General features: G+C 46.6%; 33 protein-coding genes. All 33 read left to right on the forward strand.

The annotated features are described in order from the left end of the window. Positions 1 to 175 precede the first annotated feature (175 nt). Positions 176 to 1,915: an acyl-CoA dehydrogenase family protein gene (locus MN202_RS19880; RefSeq protein ID WP_335737893.1), complete on the forward strand. Its 1,740-nt coding sequence runs from the start codon at positions 176 to 178 to the stop codon at positions 1,913 to 1,915. Positions 1,916 to 1,927: 12 nt separating this feature from the next. Then, positions 1,928 to 2,788, forward strand: coding sequence for a phospholipase A (locus MN202_RS19885; protein WP_335737894.1), 861 nt, complete (start codon positions 1,928 to 1,930; stop codon positions 2,786 to 2,788). A 232-nt stretch (positions 2,789 to 3,020) separates the two neighbouring features. Continuing rightward, complete coding sequence (locus MN202_RS19890; RefSeq protein ID WP_335737895.1) at positions 3,021 to 3,737, forward strand: hypothetical protein; 717 nt, start codon at positions 3,021 to 3,023, stop codon at positions 3,735 to 3,737. A gap of 68 nt (positions 3,738 to 3,805) precedes the next feature. Continuing rightward, entirely contained in the window at positions 3,806 to 4,129 is a 324-nt protein-coding gene (locus MN202_RS19895) for a hypothetical protein (protein ID WP_335737896.1), read from the forward strand. A 273-nt stretch (positions 4,130 to 4,402) separates the two neighbouring features. Beyond that, positions 4,403 to 4,714 carry a 30S ribosomal protein S10 gene (gene rpsJ / locus MN202_RS19900; protein WP_008899121.1) on the forward strand — a complete coding sequence of 104 codons (312 nt, stop codon included), beginning with the start codon at positions 4,403 to 4,405 and terminating at the stop codon, positions 4,712 to 4,714. 29 nt (positions 4,715 to 4,743) lie between these two features. Continuing rightward, positions 4,744 to 5,382, forward strand: a complete 639-nt coding sequence (gene rplC / locus MN202_RS19905; RefSeq protein WP_335737897.1) for a 50S ribosomal protein L3 — start codon at positions 4,744 to 4,746, stop codon at positions 5,380 to 5,382. A gap of 18 nt (positions 5,383 to 5,400) precedes the next feature. Next, positions 5,401 to 6,006: a 50S ribosomal protein L4 gene (rplD, locus tag MN202_RS19910; protein WP_335737898.1), complete on the forward strand. Its 606-nt coding sequence runs from the start codon at positions 5,401 to 5,403 to the stop codon at positions 6,004 to 6,006. Beyond that, on the forward strand, positions 6,003 to 6,305 hold the full coding sequence (rplW, locus tag MN202_RS19915) for a 50S ribosomal protein L23 (protein ID WP_027672146.1): 303 nt from the start codon (positions 6,003 to 6,005) through the stop codon (positions 6,303 to 6,305). Before rplD ends, rplW begins: the two co-directional genes overlap by 4 nt. Before the next feature lie 16 nt (positions 6,306 to 6,321). After that, complete coding sequence (gene rplB, locus MN202_RS19920; RefSeq protein ID WP_335737899.1) at positions 6,322 to 7,146, forward strand: 50S ribosomal protein L2; 825 nt, start codon at positions 6,322 to 6,324, stop codon at positions 7,144 to 7,146. 16 nt (positions 7,147 to 7,162) lie between these two features. Next, positions 7,163 to 7,441 (forward strand): 30S ribosomal protein S19, encoded by a 279-nt coding sequence (gene rpsS, locus MN202_RS19925; protein WP_008950795.1) that lies wholly within the window; start codon positions 7,163 to 7,165, stop codon positions 7,439 to 7,441. Positions 7,442 to 7,451: 10 nt separating this feature from the next. Beyond that, positions 7,452 to 7,784 (forward strand): 50S ribosomal protein L22, encoded by a 333-nt coding sequence (gene rplV, locus MN202_RS19930; protein WP_019677721.1) that lies wholly within the window; start codon positions 7,452 to 7,454, stop codon positions 7,782 to 7,784. A 9-nt stretch (positions 7,785 to 7,793) separates the two neighbouring features. Further along, the gene (rpsC, locus tag MN202_RS19935) at positions 7,794 to 8,507 is read left to right on the forward strand and encodes a 30S ribosomal protein S3 (RefSeq protein ID WP_335737900.1); all 714 of its coding nucleotides are present in this window, start codon (positions 7,794 to 7,796) and stop codon (positions 8,505 to 8,507) included. 12 nt (positions 8,508 to 8,519) lie between these two features. Continuing rightward, the gene (gene rplP / locus MN202_RS19940) at positions 8,520 to 8,933 is read left to right on the forward strand and encodes a 50S ribosomal protein L16 (RefSeq protein WP_335737901.1); all 414 of its coding nucleotides are present in this window, start codon (positions 8,520 to 8,522) and stop codon (positions 8,931 to 8,933) included. After that, positions 8,933 to 9,124: a 50S ribosomal protein L29 gene (rpmC, locus tag MN202_RS19945; protein ID WP_008224486.1), complete on the forward strand. Its 192-nt coding sequence runs from the start codon at positions 8,933 to 8,935 to the stop codon at positions 9,122 to 9,124. The genes rplP and rpmC overlap by 1 nt, the downstream gene beginning before the upstream one ends. Beyond that, the gene (rpsQ, locus tag MN202_RS19950; RefSeq protein ID WP_335737902.1) at positions 9,124 to 9,378 is read left to right on the forward strand and encodes a 30S ribosomal protein S17; all 255 of its coding nucleotides are present in this window, start codon (positions 9,124 to 9,126) and stop codon (positions 9,376 to 9,378) included. The genes rpmC and rpsQ overlap by 1 nt, the downstream gene beginning before the upstream one ends. Before the next feature lie 160 nt (positions 9,379 to 9,538). After that, entirely contained in the window at positions 9,539 to 9,907 is a 369-nt protein-coding gene (gene rplN, locus MN202_RS19955) for a 50S ribosomal protein L14 (RefSeq protein ID WP_134059725.1), read from the forward strand. Between the two features lie 9 nt (positions 9,908 to 9,916). Continuing rightward, positions 9,917 to 10,231, forward strand: a complete 315-nt coding sequence (gene rplX / locus MN202_RS19960) for a 50S ribosomal protein L24 (protein WP_068238319.1) — start codon at positions 9,917 to 9,919, stop codon at positions 10,229 to 10,231. A gap of 19 nt (positions 10,232 to 10,250) precedes the next feature. After that, complete coding sequence (rplE, locus tag MN202_RS19965; RefSeq protein WP_027672153.1) at positions 10,251 to 10,790, forward strand: 50S ribosomal protein L5; 540 nt, start codon at positions 10,251 to 10,253, stop codon at positions 10,788 to 10,790. Positions 10,791 to 10,801: 11 nt separating this feature from the next. Beyond that, positions 10,802 to 11,107: a 30S ribosomal protein S14 gene (gene rpsN, locus MN202_RS19970; RefSeq protein ID WP_305551704.1), complete on the forward strand. Its 306-nt coding sequence runs from the start codon at positions 10,802 to 10,804 to the stop codon at positions 11,105 to 11,107. A gap of 21 nt (positions 11,108 to 11,128) precedes the next feature. Further along, the gene (rpsH, locus tag MN202_RS19975; protein ID WP_335737903.1) at positions 11,129 to 11,521 is read left to right on the forward strand and encodes a 30S ribosomal protein S8; all 393 of its coding nucleotides are present in this window, start codon (positions 11,129 to 11,131) and stop codon (positions 11,519 to 11,521) included. Between the two features lie 15 nt (positions 11,522 to 11,536). Then, complete coding sequence (gene rplF, locus MN202_RS19980; protein ID WP_335737904.1) at positions 11,537 to 12,070, forward strand: 50S ribosomal protein L6; 534 nt, start codon at positions 11,537 to 11,539, stop codon at positions 12,068 to 12,070. 9 nt (positions 12,071 to 12,079) lie between these two features. Then, the gene (gene rplR, locus MN202_RS19985; protein WP_335737905.1) at positions 12,080 to 12,430 is read left to right on the forward strand and encodes a 50S ribosomal protein L18; all 351 of its coding nucleotides are present in this window, start codon (positions 12,080 to 12,082) and stop codon (positions 12,428 to 12,430) included. A 9-nt stretch (positions 12,431 to 12,439) separates the two neighbouring features. Further along, on the forward strand, positions 12,440 to 12,943 hold the full coding sequence (gene rpsE / locus MN202_RS19990; RefSeq protein ID WP_335737906.1) for a 30S ribosomal protein S5: 504 nt from the start codon (positions 12,440 to 12,442) through the stop codon (positions 12,941 to 12,943). A 6-nt stretch (positions 12,944 to 12,949) separates the two neighbouring features. After that, positions 12,950 to 13,132, forward strand: coding sequence for a 50S ribosomal protein L30 (gene rpmD / locus MN202_RS19995; RefSeq protein ID WP_173502769.1), 183 nt, complete (start codon positions 12,950 to 12,952; stop codon positions 13,130 to 13,132). Positions 13,133 to 13,135: 3 nt separating this feature from the next. After that, the gene (gene rplO / locus MN202_RS20000) at positions 13,136 to 13,570 is read left to right on the forward strand and encodes a 50S ribosomal protein L15 (protein ID WP_335737907.1); all 435 of its coding nucleotides are present in this window, start codon (positions 13,136 to 13,138) and stop codon (positions 13,568 to 13,570) included. A gap of 15 nt (positions 13,571 to 13,585) precedes the next feature. After that, entirely contained in the window at positions 13,586 to 14,914 is a 1,329-nt protein-coding gene (secY, locus tag MN202_RS20005; RefSeq protein ID WP_335737908.1) for a preprotein translocase subunit SecY, read from the forward strand. Between the two features lie 21 nt (positions 14,915 to 14,935). Beyond that, entirely contained in the window at positions 14,936 to 15,049 is a 114-nt protein-coding gene (rpmJ, locus tag MN202_RS20010; protein WP_008950799.1) for a 50S ribosomal protein L36, read from the forward strand. A 134-nt stretch (positions 15,050 to 15,183) separates the two neighbouring features. Then, positions 15,184 to 15,540 (forward strand): 30S ribosomal protein S13, encoded by a 357-nt coding sequence (rpsM, locus tag MN202_RS20015; protein WP_335737909.1) that lies wholly within the window; start codon positions 15,184 to 15,186, stop codon positions 15,538 to 15,540. A gap of 11 nt (positions 15,541 to 15,551) precedes the next feature. Beyond that, positions 15,552 to 15,941 carry a 30S ribosomal protein S11 gene (gene rpsK, locus MN202_RS20020; RefSeq protein ID WP_027672163.1) on the forward strand — a complete coding sequence of 130 codons (390 nt, stop codon included), beginning with the start codon at positions 15,552 to 15,554 and terminating at the stop codon, positions 15,939 to 15,941. Positions 15,942 to 15,974: 33 nt separating this feature from the next. Further along, positions 15,975 to 16,595 carry a 30S ribosomal protein S4 gene (rpsD, locus tag MN202_RS20025; RefSeq protein ID WP_068238290.1) on the forward strand — a complete coding sequence of 207 codons (621 nt, stop codon included), beginning with the start codon at positions 15,975 to 15,977 and terminating at the stop codon, positions 16,593 to 16,595. Positions 16,596 to 16,619: 24 nt separating this feature from the next. Next, positions 16,620 to 17,609 (forward strand): DNA-directed RNA polymerase subunit alpha, encoded by a 990-nt coding sequence (locus tag MN202_RS20030; protein WP_027672165.1) that lies wholly within the window; start codon positions 16,620 to 16,622, stop codon positions 17,607 to 17,609. Between the two features lie 39 nt (positions 17,610 to 17,648). Then, on the forward strand, positions 17,649 to 18,047 hold the full coding sequence (gene rplQ / locus MN202_RS20035) for a 50S ribosomal protein L17 (protein WP_027672166.1): 399 nt from the start codon (positions 17,649 to 17,651) through the stop codon (positions 18,045 to 18,047). Between the two features lie 233 nt (positions 18,048 to 18,280). Then, positions 18,281 to 19,435, forward strand: a complete 1,155-nt coding sequence (locus MN202_RS20040; RefSeq protein WP_335737910.1) for a serine hydrolase — start codon at positions 18,281 to 18,283, stop codon at positions 19,433 to 19,435. The last annotated feature ends 285 nt before the right edge of the window (positions 19,436 to 19,720 follow it).

The following is a 19,720-nucleotide window of genomic DNA, read 5'->3' on the forward strand; positions in this document are numbered from 1 at the left end:
ACAGTTGGTGCTGGTGTAGTATCAAAAATCATTGCTTAATTGGCATTGATTAAAAAAGGCCCTGCGGGGCCTTTTTTATTGCCTGAAGTTTGTACTGCTGCCATTCAAACACTTGTTTGAATTTGCAAGCTGTGCCATGCTCTAACTCATCCGTCCAGTTAAAGAGGCAGAGATTATGAGTCAGTACCAGGCACCACTTAACGATATTTATTTTAACCTCTTCAGCGTTTGGCAACTAGATCGGTATTGGCAGCAACAGCCGCAGCTGTCAGAGCAGCTTGAAATCGATACTGCCAGGGCCATCCTGGAAGAAGCAGCAAAGATCTGTGAACAACAAATAGCTCCTTATGCTGCGGCCGCAGATAAGCGCGGTGCCCAACTGCAAGACGGAACCGTTTCGCTACCCGAGCATTACTACACTGCCTACCAAAGCCTGGCAGAAGGCGGCTGGACTGGTCTTAGCGGTGATGCAGAATACGGTGGTATGGGCATGCCAAAAGCGCTGTCGATGATGGTAGATGAAATGCTTTGTAGTGCCGATATTGCATTCTCACTTTACCCTGGTCTAACTGCTGGAGCCTGTGTCGCGCTATTACAACATGCTGATGACGCAACCAAAGCCCTGTATTTGCCGAAGATGTATAGCGGTGAGTGGAGCGGCACCATGTGTCTGACCGAAGCGCATGCCGGCTCAGATCTTGGCATAATGCGTACCACAGCAAAACCGAACACTGATGACAGCTATGCAATTAGTGGCAGCAAAATCTTTATCACCGCCGGTGAACATGATCTGACAAGCAACATTATTCATTTAGTATTGGCGAAATTGCCAGATGCGCCGGCAGGTAGTCGTGGTATTTCATTATTCTTGGTACCGAAGTATTTACCTGCTGATAATGCTGAGCCTGGCGAGCGCAATAAAGTGACGGTAGGTTCAATAGAGCACAAGATGGGCATTAATGGCTCGGCGACCTGTGTACTGAATTTTGATGATGCAACAGGTTATCTGATTGGTGAGCCAAACCGTGGCCTGGCATGTATGTTTACCATGATGAACTACGAGCGGCTGTCGATGGGCAGCCAGGGCCTGGGTGCGGCAGAACGGGCTTACCAGAATGCTGTGAGTTATGCGAAAGAACGCCTGCAGGGCCGGATCAGTGAAAAAGATGCCAATAAAGCTGAGCCGATTATTGGTCACGCCGACGTGCGGCGCATGCTACTGAACATTAAAGCCATGAATGAAGCCGGCCGTACCTTTGCTACCTGGGTCGCCTCTTTGCTGGATAAAGCTAAGTATGATAACTGCCCGGTATCAGCGCAACGCGCTAATTTGTTAACGCCGATCGCTAAGGCGTTTATGACCGATCAGGGCTTTGATGCCTGCGTTACAGCACAACAGGTATTCGGTGGCCATGGCTACATTAAAGAGTGGGGCATGGAACAATTAGTACGTGATGTGCGTATCGCACAAATATATGAAGGCACTAATGGCATACAAGCGGCAGATTTTATGCTGCGTAAAGTGGCTGCAGATAAAGGTGATGCACTTATCAGCTTATTAAATGAAATTAGCGCTGAGATTGCTGAAGTTCCGCAAGCAGGTTCTGTGTTACTGGCTGAGTACATAAACGAATTACAGCAACTTACTGGCGAATTACTAGCGCAGGATTTCAGAGCGCAAAGTGCGAATGCTTGTGACTATTTAGCGGCCGTGTCATATGTGCTGTATGGCTACATGTGGTATAAAAACCTGTGTGCATTGGATAGCGCTGAAGTCAGTGATAGCTTTAAACACGCCAAGCACATTACAGCAGCGTATTACTTTGCCCGGGTATTACCCAAAGCAAAAGGTTTGTTTGCTGTGTTAAGCGAAGATACAGCCGGTATTGATAGCCTAAGCCCGGATTATTTTTAACAGGACAAGCTTATGCGACTATTGCTCGGTTTAGTTTTACTGGTTGGCTTTAAGTTACACGCTGCAGATGCACTGGATAAACGTTTGAGAGCCGAGCAATGGGATGCATACCGACCCTTTAGTTTGCTGCCGCATCAAAGTAATTATCTGATGCCGGTTACCTACGTAGACGGTATAGCGGATGTATTGGTGCGGGACGGTGACGCCGCCCCTTCAGACAATGTTGAAGCAAAGTTTCAACTTAGCCTGAAAACACCGTTATGGAGCAAAATCTATAACGATAACGGCTATTTGTTTTTTGCTTTTACCCAACAAGCCTATTGGCAAGCTTACAACAGCGATGTTTCATCGCCATTTCGCGAGAATAACTATGAGCCTGAGCTTATTTTAGTGCTACCGCATTATGCCAATGTCGATGAAGCTGCCAGTCGTATTATTAGCCTTAGTTTGTCACACCAATCTAATGGTCGTGCCGGCGAGTTTTCCCGCAGCTGGAACCGGCTAAAGCTTAGCTGGGTGACATCCATCGGTAACGTCTTTATTAACTTTGAACCCTATTACCGTTTTAAAGAACAGCGCAAAGCAAACCCGCAAGATGCTGATGGTGATGATAACCCCGATATCACCAAGTATATGGGCTGGTTTGAGTTATCTGCGGCTTATAAACAGAATGATGCCACCTGGCGTATGATGCTGCGTAACAATTTGCGCAGCGACAACAAGGGCGCGCTGCGCTTATCGTATTCGCGGCCTTTTAATAAACATATCCGTTTATACGCTGAGTTTTTCAATGGCTATGGTGAAAGCCTGATCGACTATAACCGTTCAGTTACCCGCTTCGGTATAGGCTTTGAGCTAAACGACATACTTTAAACCTTCCCATCCTGACAGGCTCCGCTTGTGATACTAATGGAGCCTTGACTTCACCGTAAACATTTGCGTAGTTATTAATAAATATGTTATCAATCAGTTGAAGCTTTGTTTGTCAATGAAGCCGGCAATGGTAGCGATTATTACCTTGTAGCAGTTTGTTAATAGCGGCAGCGCGCGGGTGGGCAGCCGTGTCAATCAAGGGCACTGTGCCCGCTAAAATAAAGGTAGCTGGATGAGAAAATACCTACTCACGATCGTGATGATAATAACTATAGCGTTAATAGCAAACAGCAAAAACAATGATGTTGACGGAACACAAGAGCAACTTTGGAATAGTTACAATTCTAATGTTTTAGACCGCATAGATGACAAGCCAACCAAAGAAATCGTTGCAACAGAAAATAGCACACCTGGCCCACTACCAGGCGACAAAGAAAGCGATTCTGCGCAAGAGCATAAAGCTACTGCAGGAACCGAAAACGGCGAAGTTGATTCTTCTGGAATCCCTATAGCTGAAAATTATCAGTTGAAAGAGCAAAACATCATCGTAGATGACGGCCAAAAAGTTGTTTTAAAGACCACTGCATTAGAGCAGCTGAACCATGATCAGGTGAATAATTTCATAGAGTCGTTACGATTTTCTGGTGAAAAGAATTACTTAAGTTATGAAACTGAAGTCAATTTAGACAATGTCGTCAATAACCTGTTGTCGAACAAGCAGGGTGTTACCAGTGTACCTGTCGGCTGTGCAACGTCTTTATGTGGTGTACTGATTTCATCTGAAAATCTTAACGATATCAGGTCATTGATCGATGAGTTAAGTAATAAAGAAAACTTAGGGCAATATGTCAACGGCGGCTTTCTACGTATTTATGACGACAATGGCATCTACTATGGCTTAGTTGTCGCGGGTTTAGAAAAGGGCAAGCCAATAACTATTGCTAAGTAATAAACAGTCTGGGAATCAGGAAGTATCACAGACTGTAAAGATATAATTTCTCATAAGGAGGCTTCACGATGACAGTTCTAAAAGGCTTATCCCGGCTCGGCTTCGCAATACTTACCCCTTTGTTGCTATGTGCTGCACCAACTGCGCTTGCAGAAGACTGCACACTTGCAATTAAAACTGATGGCGCTGTTAGATGCTTGGAAAGGAAAATTGCTAAGCTTGAAAAATTACTTGAACAAAGTCAAAAATCCAATGTGGTGATACCAAAAGATGCCATAGTCGAGTTTCAGGCTGAAAAATGCCCTGCTGGGTGGGTTGTATTTAAAACAGAGTTTATTGCAGCAGGATTGCCATCCGGAGCTAACACTAGCGTTCGGTGTTTAAAAAACTAGCCTGATTCCTTGATGCCAGTTTTAACTGGCGTTCAGGTACTGCAAAACCGTATAAATTATAAACAATGCTTGCGTTATACGTTGCTTTCAGTATAATGCGCGGCCAGTCGATACAATTCTGACTGGCTCGTTAGATAAACTTTAGAGTTATTTAACGCTTACAGTGCTCCCGATTGGGGAGCAAACGTAACTTAGGTGCATGGGCATCCCCCTTTATTGGGCTGGATAGCTTGTGTTTATTTTTGCTCTTTTTGCTCTTTGAGGCTTTGATACATGAGTAATCAAAGGATTCGCATCCGTCTGAAAGCGTTCGATCACCGTTTGATCGATCAGTCAACTATGGAAATCGTTGACACAGCTAAGCGTACGGGCGCACAGGTTCGTGGTCCAATTCCACTTCCTACTCGCCAGGAACGTTTCACTGTATTGATTTCTCCTCACGTAAACAAAGATGCGCGTGATCAGTACGAAATCCGTACCCACAAGCGTTTAATCGACATCGTTGAGCCAACTGAAAAAACGGTTGATGCTCTGATGCGTTTAGATCTGCCTGCTGGTGTTGACGTTCAAATCAGCCTGGGCTAATCAGACAGGTTTATAGAGAGGTTTAGGAAATGGCTATCGGTCTTATCGGTCGTAAAGTGGGAATGACCCGCATCTTCACTGAAGATGGCGTTTCAATTCCAGTAACCGTAATCGAAGCGACACCAAACCGTGTAACTGCAGTAAAAACTGCAGAAACTAACGGTTACAGCGCACTGCAAGTGACTGCCGGCACTGTTAAGGCTAACCGCCTGAACAAGCCTGACGCAGGTCACTTCGCTAAAGTTGGCGTTGAAGCGGGTCGTGGTCTGTGGGAATTCCGCCTGGCAGATAACGAAGGTGCTGACATCACTGTTGGCAGCGAGATTACGGTTGAAATCTTCGCAGAAACGAAGAAAGTAGATGTAGCTGGTACATCAAAAGGTAAAGGTTTTGCTGGTGCTGTTAAGCGCTGGAATTTCCGTACTCAGGATGCTACTCACGGTAACTCTTTATCACACCGTGCCCCTGGTTCAATTGGTCAGAACCAATCACCAGGTAAAGTATTCAAGGGTAAAAAAATGGCTGGTCACTTAGGTGCTGAGCGCGTAACCGTGCAATCGCTGGAAGTGGTTCGTGTAGACGCAGAACGTAACCTGCTGTTAGTTAAAGGTGCAGTACCTGGCGCTATCGGTGGTGACGTGATCGTTAAACCAGCTGTTAAAAGCTAACGTCTGAGGAGATAAGTGATGGAATTAGCATTACGAGACGCTCAAGGCGTTCTTGAAGTTTCCGAAGCTACCTTTGGACGTGAGTTTAATGAAGCTTTGGTTCATCAGGTCGTTGTAGCTTATGCTGCCGGCGCCCGTCAGGGTACCCGCGCTCAGCTGACACGTTCTGAAGTACGCGGTGGCGGCAAGAAGCCATGGCGTCAAAAAGGTACTGGCCGTGCACGTGCTGGTACTATTCGTAGCCCAATCTGGCGCGGAGGCGGTGTAACATTTGCGGCTAAGCCACAAGATCACAGCCAGAAAGTCAACCGTAAAATGTATCGTGGTGCGATCCAAAGCATCCTGTCTGAATTAGTACGTCAAGAGCGTTTGATCGTGGTGGAAAATTTCGCCGTTGAAACGCCAAAGACCAAAGACTTATCTGCAAAGTTAAAGTCTATGGATTTAAAAGACGTGTTAATCGTGACTAACGAAGTGGATGAGAACCTGTTCTTATCTGCACGTAACCTGTACAAGGTTGACGTGCGTGACGTACACGGTATCGACCCGGTCAGCTTAATCGCATTCGACAAAGTGTTAATGACTGCTGCTGCAGTTAAGCAACTTGAGGAGCTGTTAGCATGATCCGCGAAGAACGTTTACTGAAAGTTATTCTGGCACCACATGTTTCTGAAAAGAGCACCGTGTCTGCTGAAAAACACAATACAGTCGTTTTCAAGGTAGCCACTACTGCGACTAAAGCTGATGTTAAAGCAGCAGTTGAAAAACTGTTCGAAACTGAAGTAGTCGGTGTGCGTACTGTTAACGTTAAGGGTAAGACCAAGCGCACTGGTGCGCGTATGGGCAAGCGTAGCGATTGGAAAAAAGCTTACGTGACTCTTAAAGAAGGCAGCGAAATCGATTTCGTTGGCGGCGCTGAGTAAGAAGAGGAGTTAGGAAATGGCACTTGTAAAGTGTAAACCTACGTCACCAGGTCGTCGCCACGTATTAAAAGTGGTTAACCCAGACCTGTACAAAGGCAAGCCTTATGCCCCTTTGTTAGAGAAAAATTCAAAATCTGGTGGTCGTAACAACAACGGTCGTATCACTACCCGTCATATCGGTGGTGGTCACAAGCAGCATTACCGTTTAGTTGACTTCAAACGCAACAAAGATGGCATTCCAGCCAAAGTTGAGCGTTTAGAGTACGATCCAAACCGTACAGCTAACATCGCACTGGTGTTATATGCAGACGGTGAGCGTCGTTACATTCTGGCCCCTAAAGGCCTGAAGGCAGGCGATTCAGTGATTTCAGGTATGGAATCACCAATCAAAGCCGGTAACACTCTGCCACTGCGTAATATCCCAGTCGGTCAGGTAGTACACAACATCGAAATGAAACCAGGTAAAGGTGGTCAGTTAGCTCGTTCAGCTGGCGCATTCGTTCAGATCCTGGCTCGTGACGGTGAGTACGTTACTCTGCGTTTACGCAGCGGTGAAGTACGCAAAGTATTAGCAGATTGTCGCGCGACTATCGGTGAGATCGGCAACGCGGAACATATGTTACGTCAATACGGTAAAGCTGGTGCTATGCGCTGGCGCGGCATTCGCCCAACTGTACGTGGTGTGGTAATGAACCCGGTTGATCACCCACACGGTGGTGGTGAAGGTAAAACTTCTGGTGGTCGTCACCCTGTTACTCCATGGGGCGTTCCAACGAAGGGTTACAAAACTCGTTCAAACAAGCGTACTGATAAACTTATCGTACGTCGTCGTGATAAATAATTTGTGAGGAATTGCCATGCCACGTTCTCTCAAGAAAGGTCCATTTATTGACCTTCACTTGCTGAAGAAGGTAGAGAAAGCGTTGGAAAGCGGTGACAAGAAGCCTATTAAGACTTGGAGCCGTCGTTCAATGATCATACCTGATATGATCGGTTTGACCATCGCTGTCCATAATGGTCGTCAACATGTACCTGTGTTCGTCTCTGAAGAGATGATTGGTCACAAGTTAGGTGAATTTGCACCTACTCGTACCTACCGTGGTCATGCAGCCGACAAAAAGGCCAAGAAGCGCTAAGGGGTAAATGATGCAAGCATTAGCTAAACACAAATTTGCCCGTTCTTCTGCACAAAAAACCCGTCTGGTTGCTGACCAGGTGCGTGGATTGTCAGTTGATAAGGCGCTGAACGTACTGACTTACAGCCCGAAAAAGGCTGCAGAGTTAGTTAAAAAGGTACTTTTATCAGCCATTGCTAACGCGGAGCACAATGAAGGTGCGGATATTGACACGCTGAAAGTAAAGACCATCTTCATTGATGAAGGTCCGTCTATGAAGCGTATCAAGCCACGTGCCAAAGGTCGTGCTGACCGTATCGTCAAGCGCACCAGCCACATCACTGTGGTTGTAGCTGATAACTAGGAGATAGAAATGGGACAGAAAGTACATCCTAATGGTATTCGCCTAGGTATCACTAAGCCATGGAGCTCTACCTGGTTCGCGAATACGAAAGACTTCCCGGATTTCTTAAACGGTGACTTTAAAGTTCGTCAGTACCTGACAAAAGAACTGAAAGCCGCGTCAGTAAGCCGGATCGATATTGAACGCCCTGCGAAAAGCATCCGTGTGACTATTCACACTGCGCGTCCAGGCGTAATCATCGGTAAAAAAGGTGAAGATGTTGAAAAAATCCGCAAGCAAGTAGCTGCCATCGCTGGCGTACCTGCGCAGATTAACATCTCTGAAATCCGTAAGCCTGAGCTGGACGCGAAATTAGTTGCTGATTCAATCAGCAGCCAGTTAGAGCGTCGTGTTATGTTCCGTCGCGCGATGAAGCGTGCGGTACAAAACGCCATGCGTATCGGTGCTAAAGGTATTAAAGTTGAAGTTAGCGGCCGTTTAGGCGGTGCAGAAATTGCCCGTACTGAGTGGTACCGTGAAGGCCGTGTGCCTCTGCACACTCTGCGTGCCGACATTGACTACAATACCTCAGAAGCACTGACTACTTACGGTATCATTGGTGTGAAAGTGTGGATTTTCAAAGGCGAGATCTTAGGTGCTCTGCCATTGAACAACAACACCAACAACGCCAACAACAACAACCAGCCTAAAGCGCCGAAAAAACCGGCACGTAAGGCAAAGTAAGGGGTTTGAGCGATGTTGCAACCAAAACGTACAAAATTTCGTAAAGTGCACAAAGGTCGTAACCGTGGTTTAGCCCTGGTTGGCGACAAAGTATCATTCGGTACTTTCGCACTGAAATCTGTAGAACGTGGTCAAATGACTTCACGTCAAATTGAATCTGCACGTCGTGCTATGACGCGGGCTGTTAAACGTGTTGGTAAAATCTGGATCCGTGTGTTCCCAGACAAGCCAATCACTGCTAAGCCGCTGGAAGTACGTATGGGTAGTGGTAAAGGTTCTGTTGAGTATTGGGTATGTCAGATCAAACCTGGCAAAGTACTGTACGAAATGGACGGTGTGTCTGAAGAGTTAGCGCGTCATGCATTTGCATTAGCCGCTGCTAAGCTGCCATTTAAGACAACCTTTGTAACGCGGACGGTAATGTGATGAAAGCCAGCGAATTAAAAGCGAAAAGTGTTGAAGAGTTAAACGCTGAATTACTGGGCTTGTTACGTGAGCAGTTTAACCTGCGCATGCAACTGGCTACCGGTCAGTTAGCTCAAACGCATTTATTTAAGCAGGTGCGTCGTGATATCGCGCGCGTTAAGACCATCTTAACCGAGAAGGCAGGTGCGTAATGAGCGAAACTAATATCCGTACACTGCAAGGTAAAGTGATCAGCAACAAAATGGACAAGTCTATTACTGTTGCTATCGAGCGTTCGGTGAAACACCCAATTTACGGGAAGTTCATCAAGCGTACTACCAAGCTGCACGTACATGATGAAACTAATCAGTGTAAAGAAGGCGATGTAGTCACTATTCGTGAATGCCGTCCTTTGTCTAAGACTAAATCTTGGACCCTGGTAGCAGTAGTCGAATCAGCATCTTAATTCGTTAAGATGTAAAAAGCGGCTCCAAATGGAGCCGCTTTTATTTTGAGCTACCTTTTTGGTAAGAGTGCTGTTATAATCACGCGCCCTCTTATCAGGGGGTATTATTGTAAGCAGCGTAACCCGTGAGGGTTATTTAGTAGAATAGCGGAGCACTAAGATGATCCAGATGCAATCTATGCTGGAAGTCGCAGACAACAGCGGCGCACGCAGCGTAATGTGTATTAAGGTCTTAGGTGGTTCGCATCGCCGTTATGCTGCAATTGGTGACGTCATTAAAGTTACTGTTAAGGAAGCAATTCCTCGCGGTAAAGTTAAAAAAGGTGACGTTCTAAATGCAGTGGTGGTGCGTACAGCTAAAGGCGTACGCCGTCAAGACGGGTCATTAATCCGTTTTGATCGCAATGCAGCAGTGTTGTTAAACAGCAAGCTGGAACCGATCGGCACCCGTATTTTCGGGCCTGTTACACGTGAACTTCGTGGCGATAAGTTTATGAAGATCGTGTCTCTGGCACCAGAAGTACTGTAAGGAGTCACCATGGCTAGTAAAATCCGTCGTGATGACGAGGTTGTTGTTCTTACCGGTAAGGACAAGGGTAAACGCGGTAAAGTTACTAAAGTATTAGTAGCTGAAGGTCGTGTTTATGTTTCCGGCGTTAACTTGGTTAAAAAGCATCAGAAGCCTGTACCGGCTCTGAACCAGCCAGGCGGTATCGTTGAGAAAGAAGCCTCAATTCATGTTTCAAACGTAGCGATCTTTAACTCTAAAACGGGTAAAGCAGATCGTGTAGGTTTCCGCCTTGAAGATGGCAAGAAAGTGCGTTTCTTCAAGTCGAATAACGAAGTAATTTAATTGCTATTGGAGTAATACGATGGCGAAACTGCATGAAATTTACAAAGACACAGTAGTCCCAGAACTGTTTAAGCAGTTCGGCTACACCAGCGTCATGCAAGTCCCTCGGATTGTTAAAATCACACTCAACATGGGTGTGGGTGAAGCCGTAGCTGACAAAAAGATCCTTGAAAATGCGGTAGCAGATTTAACTGCTATTGCTGGCCAGAAACCTCTGGTTACTAAGGCGCGTAAGTCAGTCGCTGGTTTCAAAATCCGTGAAGGCTACCCTATTGGCGCAAAAGTGACCCTGCGCGGCGAACGTATGTGGGAATTCTTAGAGCGTTTAGTCTCTATTGCTATCCCGCGTATCCGTGACTTCCGTGGTGTAAACCCGAAGTCGTTCGATGGCCGTGGTAACTACAGCATGGGTGTACGTGAGCAAATCATTTTCCCAGAAATCGACTATGACAAAGTAGACGCAGTACGTGGTTTAGATATCACTATTACGACTACCGCGCGTACCGATGACGAAGGACGTGCTTTACTTGCCGCGTTTAACTTCCCATTCAAGAAATAAGGTGTAGGGTCATGGCAAAACAATCAATGAAAGCCCGCGAATTCAAGCGTGCACAACTGGTAGCCAAATTCGCTGCAAAGCGTCATGAACTGAGAGATGCGATTGCCAATCCAGCGACTTCTGATGAAGACCGTTGGGCAGCCGTCCTGAAGTTACAGACGTTGCCGCGTGATTCAAGCCCTTCTCGTCAACGTAATCGTTGTCGTGTAACTGGTCGTCCACATGGTTACCTGCGTAAGTTCGGCATGAGCCGGATCAAGGTCCGTGAAGCGGCGATGCGCGGTGAAATTCCTGGCCTTCGTAAGGCTAGCTGGTAAGAATCACGGGAGTAACGAGCTATGAGTTTGCAAGATCCAGTAGCGGATATGTTTACTCGCATCCGTAACGGCCAGTCGGCTAATAAAGTTGCGGTTAAGATGCCATCTTCAAAACTGAAGGTGTCTATTGCGAAAGTATTGAAAGACGAAGGTTACATCGCTGATTTCGCAGTTTCTGGTGAAGCAAAACCAGAACTGGAAGTGACTTTAAAGTACTTCCAGGGCAAATCTGTCATTGAAACTATCGATCGTGTTAGTCGTCCAGGTCTGCGTATCTATAAGAAACGCGGCGAATTACCTAAGGTAATGGGCGGTTTAGGTGTGGCCATCGTGTCAACATCTAAAGGACTAATGACTGACCGCGCTGCGCGCAAGGTTGGTATCGGTGGCGAAATCATCGGCTACGTAGCGTAACGGAGGTAGTAATCTATGTCTCGTGTTGCTAAGGCCCCAGTCACTTTACCAGCCGGCGTTACTGTAACGCAAAATGGTCAGGTAGTGACGTTTAAGGGCAAAAACGGCGAGTTAGCATTAGATGTTAACCCGGCAGTTGAAGTTGTGGTTGATGGTAACGTTCTGCGTACTAATCCACGTGAAGGCTTTGACGGTGCTTACGCGCAAGCGGGTACAGCCCGTGCATTAATCAATAACCTGGTTAACGGTGTAAGCGAAGGCTTTACCCGTAAGCTGGAATTGGTTGGTGTGGGTTACCGTGCGAAAGCAGAAGGTAAAGTATTAAACCTGAGCTTAGGTTTTTCTCACCCAGTAGTGTTTCAGGTACCAAACGGTATCACTATCGAAACACCAACCCAGACTGAAGTCGTGGTTAAAGGTGCAGATAAGCAATTAGTTGGTCAGGTTGCCGCTAACATCCGGGCATACCGTAAACCAGAGCCTTACAAAGGCAAGGGTGTACGCTATGCAAATGAAAACGTGCGTCGTAAAGAAGCGAAGAAAAAGTAGGGTAGGACGATGGATAAGAAACTTGCTCGTCTGCGCCGTGCCAAACGCACTCGCAGAAACATTATCGAACAAGGTGCGAATCGCTTGGTTGTACACCGTACACCACGTCACATCTACGCCCAGCTTATCGCACCAAATGCTGAAGTGATTGCTGCAGCTTCTACTGTAGAAGCCTCGATCAAAGAGTCATTGAAGTACACTGGTAACGTAGATGCTGCTAAGGCTGTAGGTAAAGCGATTGCCGAACGCGCAGTGGCCAAAGGCGTTACTGCTTGTGCTTTTGACCGCAGTGGCTTCCAGTATCATGGTCGTGTACAGGCTTTAGCTGACGCGGCGCGTGAAGCCGGTCTTCAGTTCTAGGAGTAGCTCATGGCTAACGAAGAAGCTAAACAACAATCTGATTTGCAAGAGAAGCTTGTTGCAGTAAACCGCGTGTCTAAAGTGGTTAAAGGTGGCCGGATTTTCTCGTTCACTGCCCTGACTGTGGTAGGTGACGGTAACGGTCGCGTTGGTTTTGGTTACGGTAAAGCGCGCGAAGTTCCAGCTGCTATTCAAAAGGCAATGGAAAAAGCACGTCGTAACATGACGCAGGTTGAGTTAAATGGTAACACTTTGCACCACCCAACTAAGGGTGTGCACTCAGGTTCGAATGTTTACATGCAACCTGCTGCTGAAGGTACTGGCTTGATCGCCGGTGGTGCTATGCGCGCCGTGCTGGAAGTAGCTGGTGTACAGAACATTCTGTCTAAGTGTTACGGCTCAACTAACCCAATCAACGTAGTTCGCGCAACCATTAATGCGCTGGCGTCTGTTAAGTCGCCTGCTCAAGTGGCTGCAAAACGCGGTTTACGCGTTGACGACATTCTGGGGTAATCTGCCATGGCGAAGAAGACAATTAAAGTAACCCAAATTAAGTCAAGCATCGGTCGTTTACCGAAGCACAAGGCTTCTTTACTGGGTTTAGGTTTGCGCCGTATTAATCATACTGTTGAAGTTGAAGATACACCTTCAGTTCGCGGTATGATCAACGCTGTGTATTACATGGTTAAAGTGGAGGAGTAACAGATGTTATTAAATACTCTTGCTCCGGCACCTGGTGCTAAGAAAGAAAAGCGCCGCCTTGGTCGTGGTATCGGCTCAGGCTTAGGTAAAACCGGTGGCCGTGGTCACAAAGGTTTAAAATCTCGCTCTGGTGGTTCAGTCCGTCCAGGTTTCGAAGGCGGTCAAATGCCTTTGAAACAGCGTTTGCCTAAGTTTGGTTTCACTTCACAGAAGTCTCTGGTTTCTGCTGAAGTACGCCTGCACGAACTGGCTGCGGTTAAAGGTGATGTGGTTGATTTGGCTAGCCTGATGGAAGCTAACATCATTGCTCGTACTGTTAAGTTCGCTAAAGTTGTACTGTCTGGTGAGATCACTCGCCCGGTAACCGTAAAAGGTTTAGGTGCAACTAAAGGCGCGCGTGCAGCAATCGAGGCCGCTGGCGGTAAAGTCGAAGAATAATAAGGATAGTACGCGATGGCTAAACCAGGTTCGGACTCAAGAAGTGCAAAAGGCGGATTCAGCGAGCTGAAAGCCCGTCTGTTATTTGTACTTTTGGCCATAATCGTTTTTCGGTTAGGCTCCTTTGTGCCAATTCCTGGAATTGACGCCGCCGTGCTGGCTCAGTTATTCGAGCAACAAAAGGGCACCATCGTTGAAATGTTTAACATGTTCAGCGGTGGCGCACTTGAGCGTGCTTCGGTGTTTGCGCTGGGTATTATGCCCTACATCTCAGCTTCTATTATTGTGCAGCTGCTTACGGTGGTTCACCCCGCCATGGCAGAGCTGAAAAAAGAAGGTGAGGCTGGAAAGCGTAAAATTAACCAGATGACGCGCTACGGTACCTTAGCGTTAGCAACGTTACAGGCCATTGGTATAGCCACTGGCCTGCCTAACATGATGCAGGGGTTAGTCATTAACCCAGGCTTTGCATTTTACTTTACTGCGGTAATCAGTTTGGTTACCGGTACCATGTTTTTAATGTGGTTGGGAGAGCAAATTACAGAGCGCGGCATCGGTAATGGTATTTCGTTGCTAATCTTTACCGGTATTGTTGCGGGCTTCCCGTCGGCCATTGGCCAGACGATAGAGCAGGCACGTCAAGGCGATTTGCACTTTTTACTGTTAGTTGCTATTGGTGTGATCGTTATAGCGATTACCTGGTTTGTGGTGTTCTTTGAACGCGGCCAGCGTCGTATAGTGGTTAATTATGCTAAGCGTCAGCAAGGCCGTCAGGTGTTTGCCGCGCAGAGCAGTCATTTACCGTTAAAGGTGAATATGGCTGGCGTAATACCACCGATCTTTGCTTCTAGCATTATTCTGTTCCCTGGAACGATAGCCAGTTGGTTTGGTTCAGGTGAAGGCGTGGTGGCTAATTTCTTACAGGAACTAGCGTTAACATTATCTCCGGGACAACCGTTGTATATGATGTTATACTCCGCGGCCATTATTTTCTTCTGCTTCTTCTATACTGCGTTGGTATTTAACCCGCGCGATACAGCAGATAATTTGAAGAAATCCGGTGCCTTTATCCCTGGGATCCGTCCTGGTGAGCAGACATCTAAATACATTGATAAAGTGATGACCCGGTTAACCTTAGCAGGTGCCTTGTATATAACCTTTATCTGTTTGGTTCCTGAGTTCATGATGGTGGCGTGGGACGTACAGTTCTACTTCGGTGGTACTTCACTACTGATTATTGTCGTCGTTATTATGGATTTTATGGCACAGGTACAGACCCATCTGATGTCTCATCAGTATGATTCTGTGCTTAAAAAGGCAAATCTTAAAGGCTTTAGCCGTTAAGATAGTTTGCGGAGTTAAGTTATGAAAGTACGAGCTTCCGTTAAGAAGATCTGCCGTAACTGCAAAGTGATCAAGCGTAATAACGTTGTTCGCGTAATTTGCAGTGAGCCGAAGCACAAACAGCGCCAAGGCTGATAGCAGAACAAAATGATATTGTGGGCTGAACTGATTGGTTTAGCCCCTTTATCGTTTGCAAAACAAGCGCCATTTGAGTATCCTTACGGGCTTTTCAAATTGGCTTTATTAAACTCTATTAAAGGAGAACGTTAGTGGCCCGTATCGCTGGCATTAACATCCCCGATAATAAACATGCGGTTATCTCTTTAACCTATGTTTATGGTATCGGTAAAACCCGCTCTAAAGCGATTTTAGCTGCAGTGGGTATCGAAGAAAGTACAAAAATTGCTGCGTTAACCGACGCTCAGTTAGATACTCTTCGTGACGAAGTTGCAAAATACACCGTTGAAGGTGACTTGCGCCGTGAAATCACATTGAACATTAAGCGTTTAATGGACCTTGGCTGTTACCGTGGCTTGCGCCACCGTCGTAGTCTGCCGGTTCGTGGTCAGCGCACTAAAACTAATGCGCGTACCCGTAAGGGCCCACGTAAAGCGATTAAGAAATAAGGTGATTCAACATGGCTAAAGCACCAGTTCGTACTCGTAAACGGGTAAAAAAGCAAGTTTCTGACGGTATGGCTCATATCCATGCTTCTTTCAACAACACCATCGTGACGATTACTGATCGTCAGGGTAATGCACTGTGCTGGGCAACTGCCGGCGGTTCAGGTTTCCGTGGTTCACGTAAATCTACTCCGTTCGCTGCTCAGGTAGCTGCAGAGCGCGCCGGTACTGCTGCGCTGGAATATGGTGTAAAGAACCTTGAAGTGTTTGTGAATGGCCCAGGCCCAGGCCGCGAATCAGCGATTCGTGCTCTGAACGCCGCTGGTTACAAAATCACAAATATCACCGACGTGACGCCTATCCCGCATAACGGATGCCGTCCACCTAAAAAACGTCGCGTGTAATTACAGCGCTTCACGGATTATTGGAGAAAGAAGATGGCAAGATATTTGGGCCCTAAGCTCAAACTCAGTCGTCGCGAAGGTACAGATCTGTTCCTGAAGAGCGGCGTAAGAGCAATCGATTCAAAGTGTAACTTAACCACTGCTCCTGGTCAGCACGGCGCTCGTCGCGGTCGTTTATCAGACTACGGTTTACAGTTACGCGAAAAACAAAAAGTACGTCGTATGTATGGCGTATTAGAAAAGCAGTTCCGTAACTATTACAAGGAAGCTGCTCGTTTGAAAGGTAATACAGGTGAAAACCTGTTGGCGTTGTTAGAGTCACGCTTAGACAACGTAGTATACCGTATGGGTCTGGCCAGCACGCGCGCAGAAGCACGTCAGCTGGTAAGCCACAAAGCCATTATGATTAACGGCCAAGTGCTAAACATTCCATCATACAAAGTATTACCTGAACAAGTGATCTCTGTTCGTGAGAAAGCCAAAAAGCAAGCCCGTATCGGTGCTGCGCTTGAAGTTGCTGCACAACGTGAGAAACCAACTTGGATCGAAGTAGATAACACGAAACTGGAAGGTGTTTTTAAACGTCTGCCAGAGCGTTCAGATTTGTCTGCTGACATCAACGAACAGTTAATCGTCGAGCTTTACTCTAAGTAAAGCTAATTGTTAAGAGAGGGTACAATGCAGGGTTCTGTCACCGAATTCCTTAAGCCGAGATTAGTTGGTATCGAAAAAATCAACCCAACTCGTGCCAAAGTTACTTTGGAACCACTTGAGCGCGGTTTCGGGCATACCTTGGGCAACGCGTTACGTCGTATTCTTCTGTCATCTATGCCTGGTTGTGCAGTGACTGAAGTAGAAATAGACGGCGTGCTGCACGAGTACAGTGCCAAAGAAGGTGTACAGGAAGATATCATTGATATCCTACTGAACCTGAAAGGCCTTGCCGTCCGCCTGGAAGACAAAGATGAAGTCACGCTGACTTTAACGAAGAAAGGTGCTGGCCCTGTAACAGCTGGAGACATCCAGCATGGCGACGGTGTGGTTATTACCAACCCTGAGCACGTTATTTGCAACCTGACTGGCGAAACTGAATTCAGTATGCGTCTGAAAGTTGAACGTGGTCGCGGTTATGTGCCTGCATCAGCGCGTTTGTCCTCAGATGATGACGAGCGTCCTATTGGTCGTCTGTTACTGGATGCGTCTTTCAGCCCGGTAGAGCGTATTGCCTACTCAGTTGAAGCTGCGCGGGTAGAACAGCGTACCGACCTGGACAAACTGATCATCGATATGGAAACCAACGGCACTGTAGAGCCAGAGGAAGCCATTCGTCGCGCTGCCACCATCCTGGCTGAACAGCTGGAGTTCTTCGTTGAACTGCGTGATAAGAGCGAGCCGGAAAAACGTGAAGAGAAGCCGGAGTTTGATCCGATTCTGTTGCGTCCGGTCGATGATTTGGAATTAACAGTTCGTTCTGCTAACTGCTTGAAGGCAGAGCAGATTCAGTACATTGGTGATCTGGTTCAGCGTACCGAGGTTGAGTTACTTAAAACACCTAACCTGGGTAAAAAGTCGCTTACCGAAATCAAAGACGTGCTGGCTTCACGCGGTTTATCCCTGGGCATGCGCCTGGAGAACTGGCCGCCAGCGAGTCTGGTAAATAAAGACTAATCAGATACCAGTTTCTGGTTTAGTGAGAAGGAATAGATCATGCGCCATCGCAAGAGTGGTCGTCAATTAAACAGGAACAGCAGCCACCGTACGGCAATGTTCCGCAACATGGCAAGCTCGTTGGTGAAGCACGAAATCATCAAAACGACTTTGCCAAAAGCTAAAGAGTTACGTCGTGTGATCGAGCCATTGATCACGCTGGCAAAGAATGACAGCGTTGCAAACCGCCGTCTGGCTTTTGCCCGTACTCGTGATAAAGAAGTAGTAGGTTTGTTATTCAACGTATTGGGCCCGCGTTACAACGCGCGTCCAGGTGGTTACACTCGTATTCTGAAGTGTGGCTTCCGTGCCGGTGATAACGCACCTATGGCTTACATCGAGTTAGTCGATCGTCCGGAAGTGGACGCACTGCCAGTTGAAGAAACTGCAGCTGAGTAAGCGCTAAAGAACTAAAAAGCCGGGCATAGCCCGGCTTTTTTATGCGTGTTTGTTTTTCCACTATCTAATCCGTACTATGGTGTTTTGATTAATGCTTGGTATCGGTCATGCAAAAAGTATTGCTTTGTTTACTATTAGCCAGTCTGTCGGTCATTGCTGATAGTCAAACTGCAACTGAAATACAATATCAATCGTTACAGCCTTTATTCGCTAGCGTTCCGCAGCAATATCCGTTGTTAAAGAAAGTTCTGTCTAAGCCAGAGCCACATCGCTTGCAAATTATTTATACACAAGTTGATCGTGACGCGGATAACAATCCTGCGCTAACTTACTATCAGTTCGGTCTTGATAACGATCGTTATTTCTATCCTGCCAGTACAGTTAAATTACCGATTGCACTATTAGCGTTGGAATGGTTAACAGAACAAAATCTACCCGGGTTAACCGCTGATACCATTATGCTGACAGACGCTGCGACTGATTGGCAGACGGCGCAAACTACAGATCCTTCCGCGACGATTGGCTTACCCAGTATTGCGCAGTATATAAAGAAGATACTACTGGTGAGTGATAATGACGGCAGCAACCGGCTGTATGAATTATTGGGCCAGGATTATATTAACCAGCGTTTGGCAGCTAAAGGACTGAGCCATACTGTGATTAACCACCGCCTTAGCCTACCTTTGACTGCAGAGCAAAATCGGCAGTTTAATCCGGTAAGATTTGTCGACGAAACAGGAGGGTCAATTCTGGCTCTGCCGGCGCGTAGTACAAAAAACCGGTATCTGAATACAAGTAAGCCAACTCTTGGTAAAGCCTATATTAAAGCTAACGAGCTGATAAACTCGCCAATGGCGTTCACAGACAAAAATCGTTTCAGCGCTGCGGATTTCGATGGTGTAATAAAGCGGCTTATCTTTCCGCAGTTATTCAGCCAGCAGCAACGTTTTAACTTGAAATCTGAAGATCGCGATTTGGTACTGCGATATATGGCGATGTTGCCGCCTGATAGTACTAGTCCGCAATACGAAGCAGCAGAGTACCCGGCTAACTACTCTAAGTTTTTGTTGTTTGGCGGTAAGGCGCAGCAGATACCGCAACATATAAGGATATTTAATAAGACCGGTTGGGCCTACGGACATATTATCGACGGTGCTTATATAGTGGATCTGGCAAACCAAGTAGAGTTTTTTGTTACAGCCGTTGTTTATGCTAACGAAAACGACATCTTGAATGATGATCAATACCAGAAAAACGAAGTTGCGCTGCCATTTTTAAATGAACTAGGCAATTTCCTTTACCAGCACGAGCTAAAACGGCCACGCCAACACCAGGCAGATCTTAATGAAGTACGCAAAACAACAGCTGCAGAGACTAATATTGATTGATTAATAACCAATAAATAGGCGTTTTATAGCGAATTGTTCAAAAAGTGCGCGGTCGATCATATTTCTGTAAAAAAGATCTTGATCGTATTGCTGCGATCTCTATAATGCGCACCACACAGACGGCAGCAAGCGAAAGCAGAAAGCGTCTGACTGAGGTGAAAACCTCGCATCATTGAGTCTTACTCTGATGCACGCTCTTTAACAATTCGCAATCAATCATCTGAGTGGGCACTTACGATGGATTTTGGCAACGAAATTTAATCGGTTGAGTGACTACTACAGAAA

It is taken from the genome of Rheinheimera muenzenbergensis (assembly GCF_036984005.1).
Lineage (GTDB): Bacteria > Pseudomonadota > Gammaproteobacteria > Enterobacterales > Alteromonadaceae > Alishewanella > Alishewanella muenzenbergensis.

What these genes read in the sequence shown, in the direction of transcription:
- rpsD (WP_068238290.1), top strand. Translation starts at nt 15,975, where the DNA reads ATGGCAAGATATTTGGGCCCTAAGCTCAAACTCAGTCGTCGCGAAGGT.
- rplV (WP_019677721.1), top strand. Translation starts at nt 7,452, where the DNA reads ATGCAAGCATTAGCTAAACACAAATTTGCCCGTTCTTCTGCACAAAAA.
- rplW (WP_027672146.1), top strand. Translation starts at nt 6,003, where the DNA reads ATGATCCGCGAAGAACGTTTACTGAAAGTTATTCTGGCACCACATGTT.
- rpsS (WP_008950795.1), top strand. Translation starts at nt 7,163, where the DNA reads ATGCCACGTTCTCTCAAGAAAGGTCCATTTATTGACCTTCACTTGCTG.
- MN202_RS19885 (WP_335737894.1), top strand. Translation starts at nt 1,928, where the DNA reads ATGCGACTATTGCTCGGTTTAGTTTTACTGGTTGGCTTTAAGTTACAC.
- rplE (WP_027672153.1), top strand. Translation starts at nt 10,251, where the DNA reads ATGGCGAAACTGCATGAAATTTACAAAGACACAGTAGTCCCAGAACTG.
- rplC (WP_335737897.1), top strand. Translation starts at nt 4,744, where the DNA reads ATGGCTATCGGTCTTATCGGTCGTAAAGTGGGAATGACCCGCATCTTC.
- MN202_RS19880 (WP_335737893.1), top strand. Translation starts at nt 176, where the DNA reads ATGAGTCAGTACCAGGCACCACTTAACGATATTTATTTTAACCTCTTC.
- rpsQ (WP_335737902.1), top strand. Translation starts at nt 9,124, where the DNA reads ATGAGCGAAACTAATATCCGTACACTGCAAGGTAAAGTGATCAGCAAC.
- rpsC (WP_335737900.1), top strand. Translation starts at nt 7,794, where the DNA reads ATGGGACAGAAAGTACATCCTAATGGTATTCGCCTAGGTATCACTAAG.
- rplQ (WP_027672166.1), top strand. Translation starts at nt 17,649, where the DNA reads ATGCGCCATCGCAAGAGTGGTCGTCAATTAAACAGGAACAGCAGCCAC.
- rplF (WP_335737904.1), top strand. Translation starts at nt 11,537, where the DNA reads ATGTCTCGTGTTGCTAAGGCCCCAGTCACTTTACCAGCCGGCGTTACT.
- rpsJ (WP_008899121.1), top strand. Translation starts at nt 4,403, where the DNA reads ATGAGTAATCAAAGGATTCGCATCCGTCTGAAAGCGTTCGATCACCGT.
- rplN (WP_134059725.1), top strand. Translation starts at nt 9,539, where the DNA reads ATGATCCAGATGCAATCTATGCTGGAAGTCGCAGACAACAGCGGCGCA.
- MN202_RS20030 (WP_027672165.1), top strand. Translation starts at nt 16,620, where the DNA reads ATGCAGGGTTCTGTCACCGAATTCCTTAAGCCGAGATTAGTTGGTATC.
- MN202_RS19895 (WP_335737896.1), top strand. Translation starts at nt 3,806, where the DNA reads ATGACAGTTCTAAAAGGCTTATCCCGGCTCGGCTTCGCAATACTTACC.
- rpmD (WP_173502769.1), top strand. Translation starts at nt 12,950, where the DNA reads ATGGCGAAGAAGACAATTAAAGTAACCCAAATTAAGTCAAGCATCGGT.
- rplO (WP_335737907.1), top strand. Translation starts at nt 13,136, where the DNA reads ATGTTATTAAATACTCTTGCTCCGGCACCTGGTGCTAAGAAAGAAAAG.
- rplP (WP_335737901.1), top strand. Translation starts at nt 8,520, where the DNA reads ATGTTGCAACCAAAACGTACAAAATTTCGTAAAGTGCACAAAGGTCGT.
- rplR (WP_335737905.1), top strand. Translation starts at nt 12,080, where the DNA reads ATGGATAAGAAACTTGCTCGTCTGCGCCGTGCCAAACGCACTCGCAGA.
- rpmJ (WP_008950799.1), top strand. Translation starts at nt 14,936, where the DNA reads ATGAAAGTACGAGCTTCCGTTAAGAAGATCTGCCGTAACTGCAAAGTG.
- rplD (WP_335737898.1), top strand. Translation starts at nt 5,401, where the DNA reads ATGGAATTAGCATTACGAGACGCTCAAGGCGTTCTTGAAGTTTCCGAA.
- rpmC (WP_008224486.1), top strand. Translation starts at nt 8,933, where the DNA reads ATGAAAGCCAGCGAATTAAAAGCGAAAAGTGTTGAAGAGTTAAACGCT.
- secY (WP_335737908.1), top strand. Translation starts at nt 13,586, where the DNA reads ATGGCTAAACCAGGTTCGGACTCAAGAAGTGCAAAAGGCGGATTCAGC.
- MN202_RS19890 (WP_335737895.1), top strand. Translation starts at nt 3,021, where the DNA reads ATGAGAAAATACCTACTCACGATCGTGATGATAATAACTATAGCGTTA.
- rpsH (WP_335737903.1), top strand. Translation starts at nt 11,129, where the DNA reads ATGAGTTTGCAAGATCCAGTAGCGGATATGTTTACTCGCATCCGTAAC.
- rplB (WP_335737899.1), top strand. Translation starts at nt 6,322, where the DNA reads ATGGCACTTGTAAAGTGTAAACCTACGTCACCAGGTCGTCGCCACGTA.
- rplX (WP_068238319.1), top strand. Translation starts at nt 9,917, where the DNA reads ATGGCTAGTAAAATCCGTCGTGATGACGAGGTTGTTGTTCTTACCGGT.
- rpsN (WP_305551704.1), top strand. Translation starts at nt 10,802, where the DNA reads ATGGCAAAACAATCAATGAAAGCCCGCGAATTCAAGCGTGCACAACTG.
- rpsE (WP_335737906.1), top strand. Translation starts at nt 12,440, where the DNA reads ATGGCTAACGAAGAAGCTAAACAACAATCTGATTTGCAAGAGAAGCTT.
- rpsK (WP_027672163.1), top strand. Translation starts at nt 15,552, where the DNA reads ATGGCTAAAGCACCAGTTCGTACTCGTAAACGGGTAAAAAAGCAAGTT.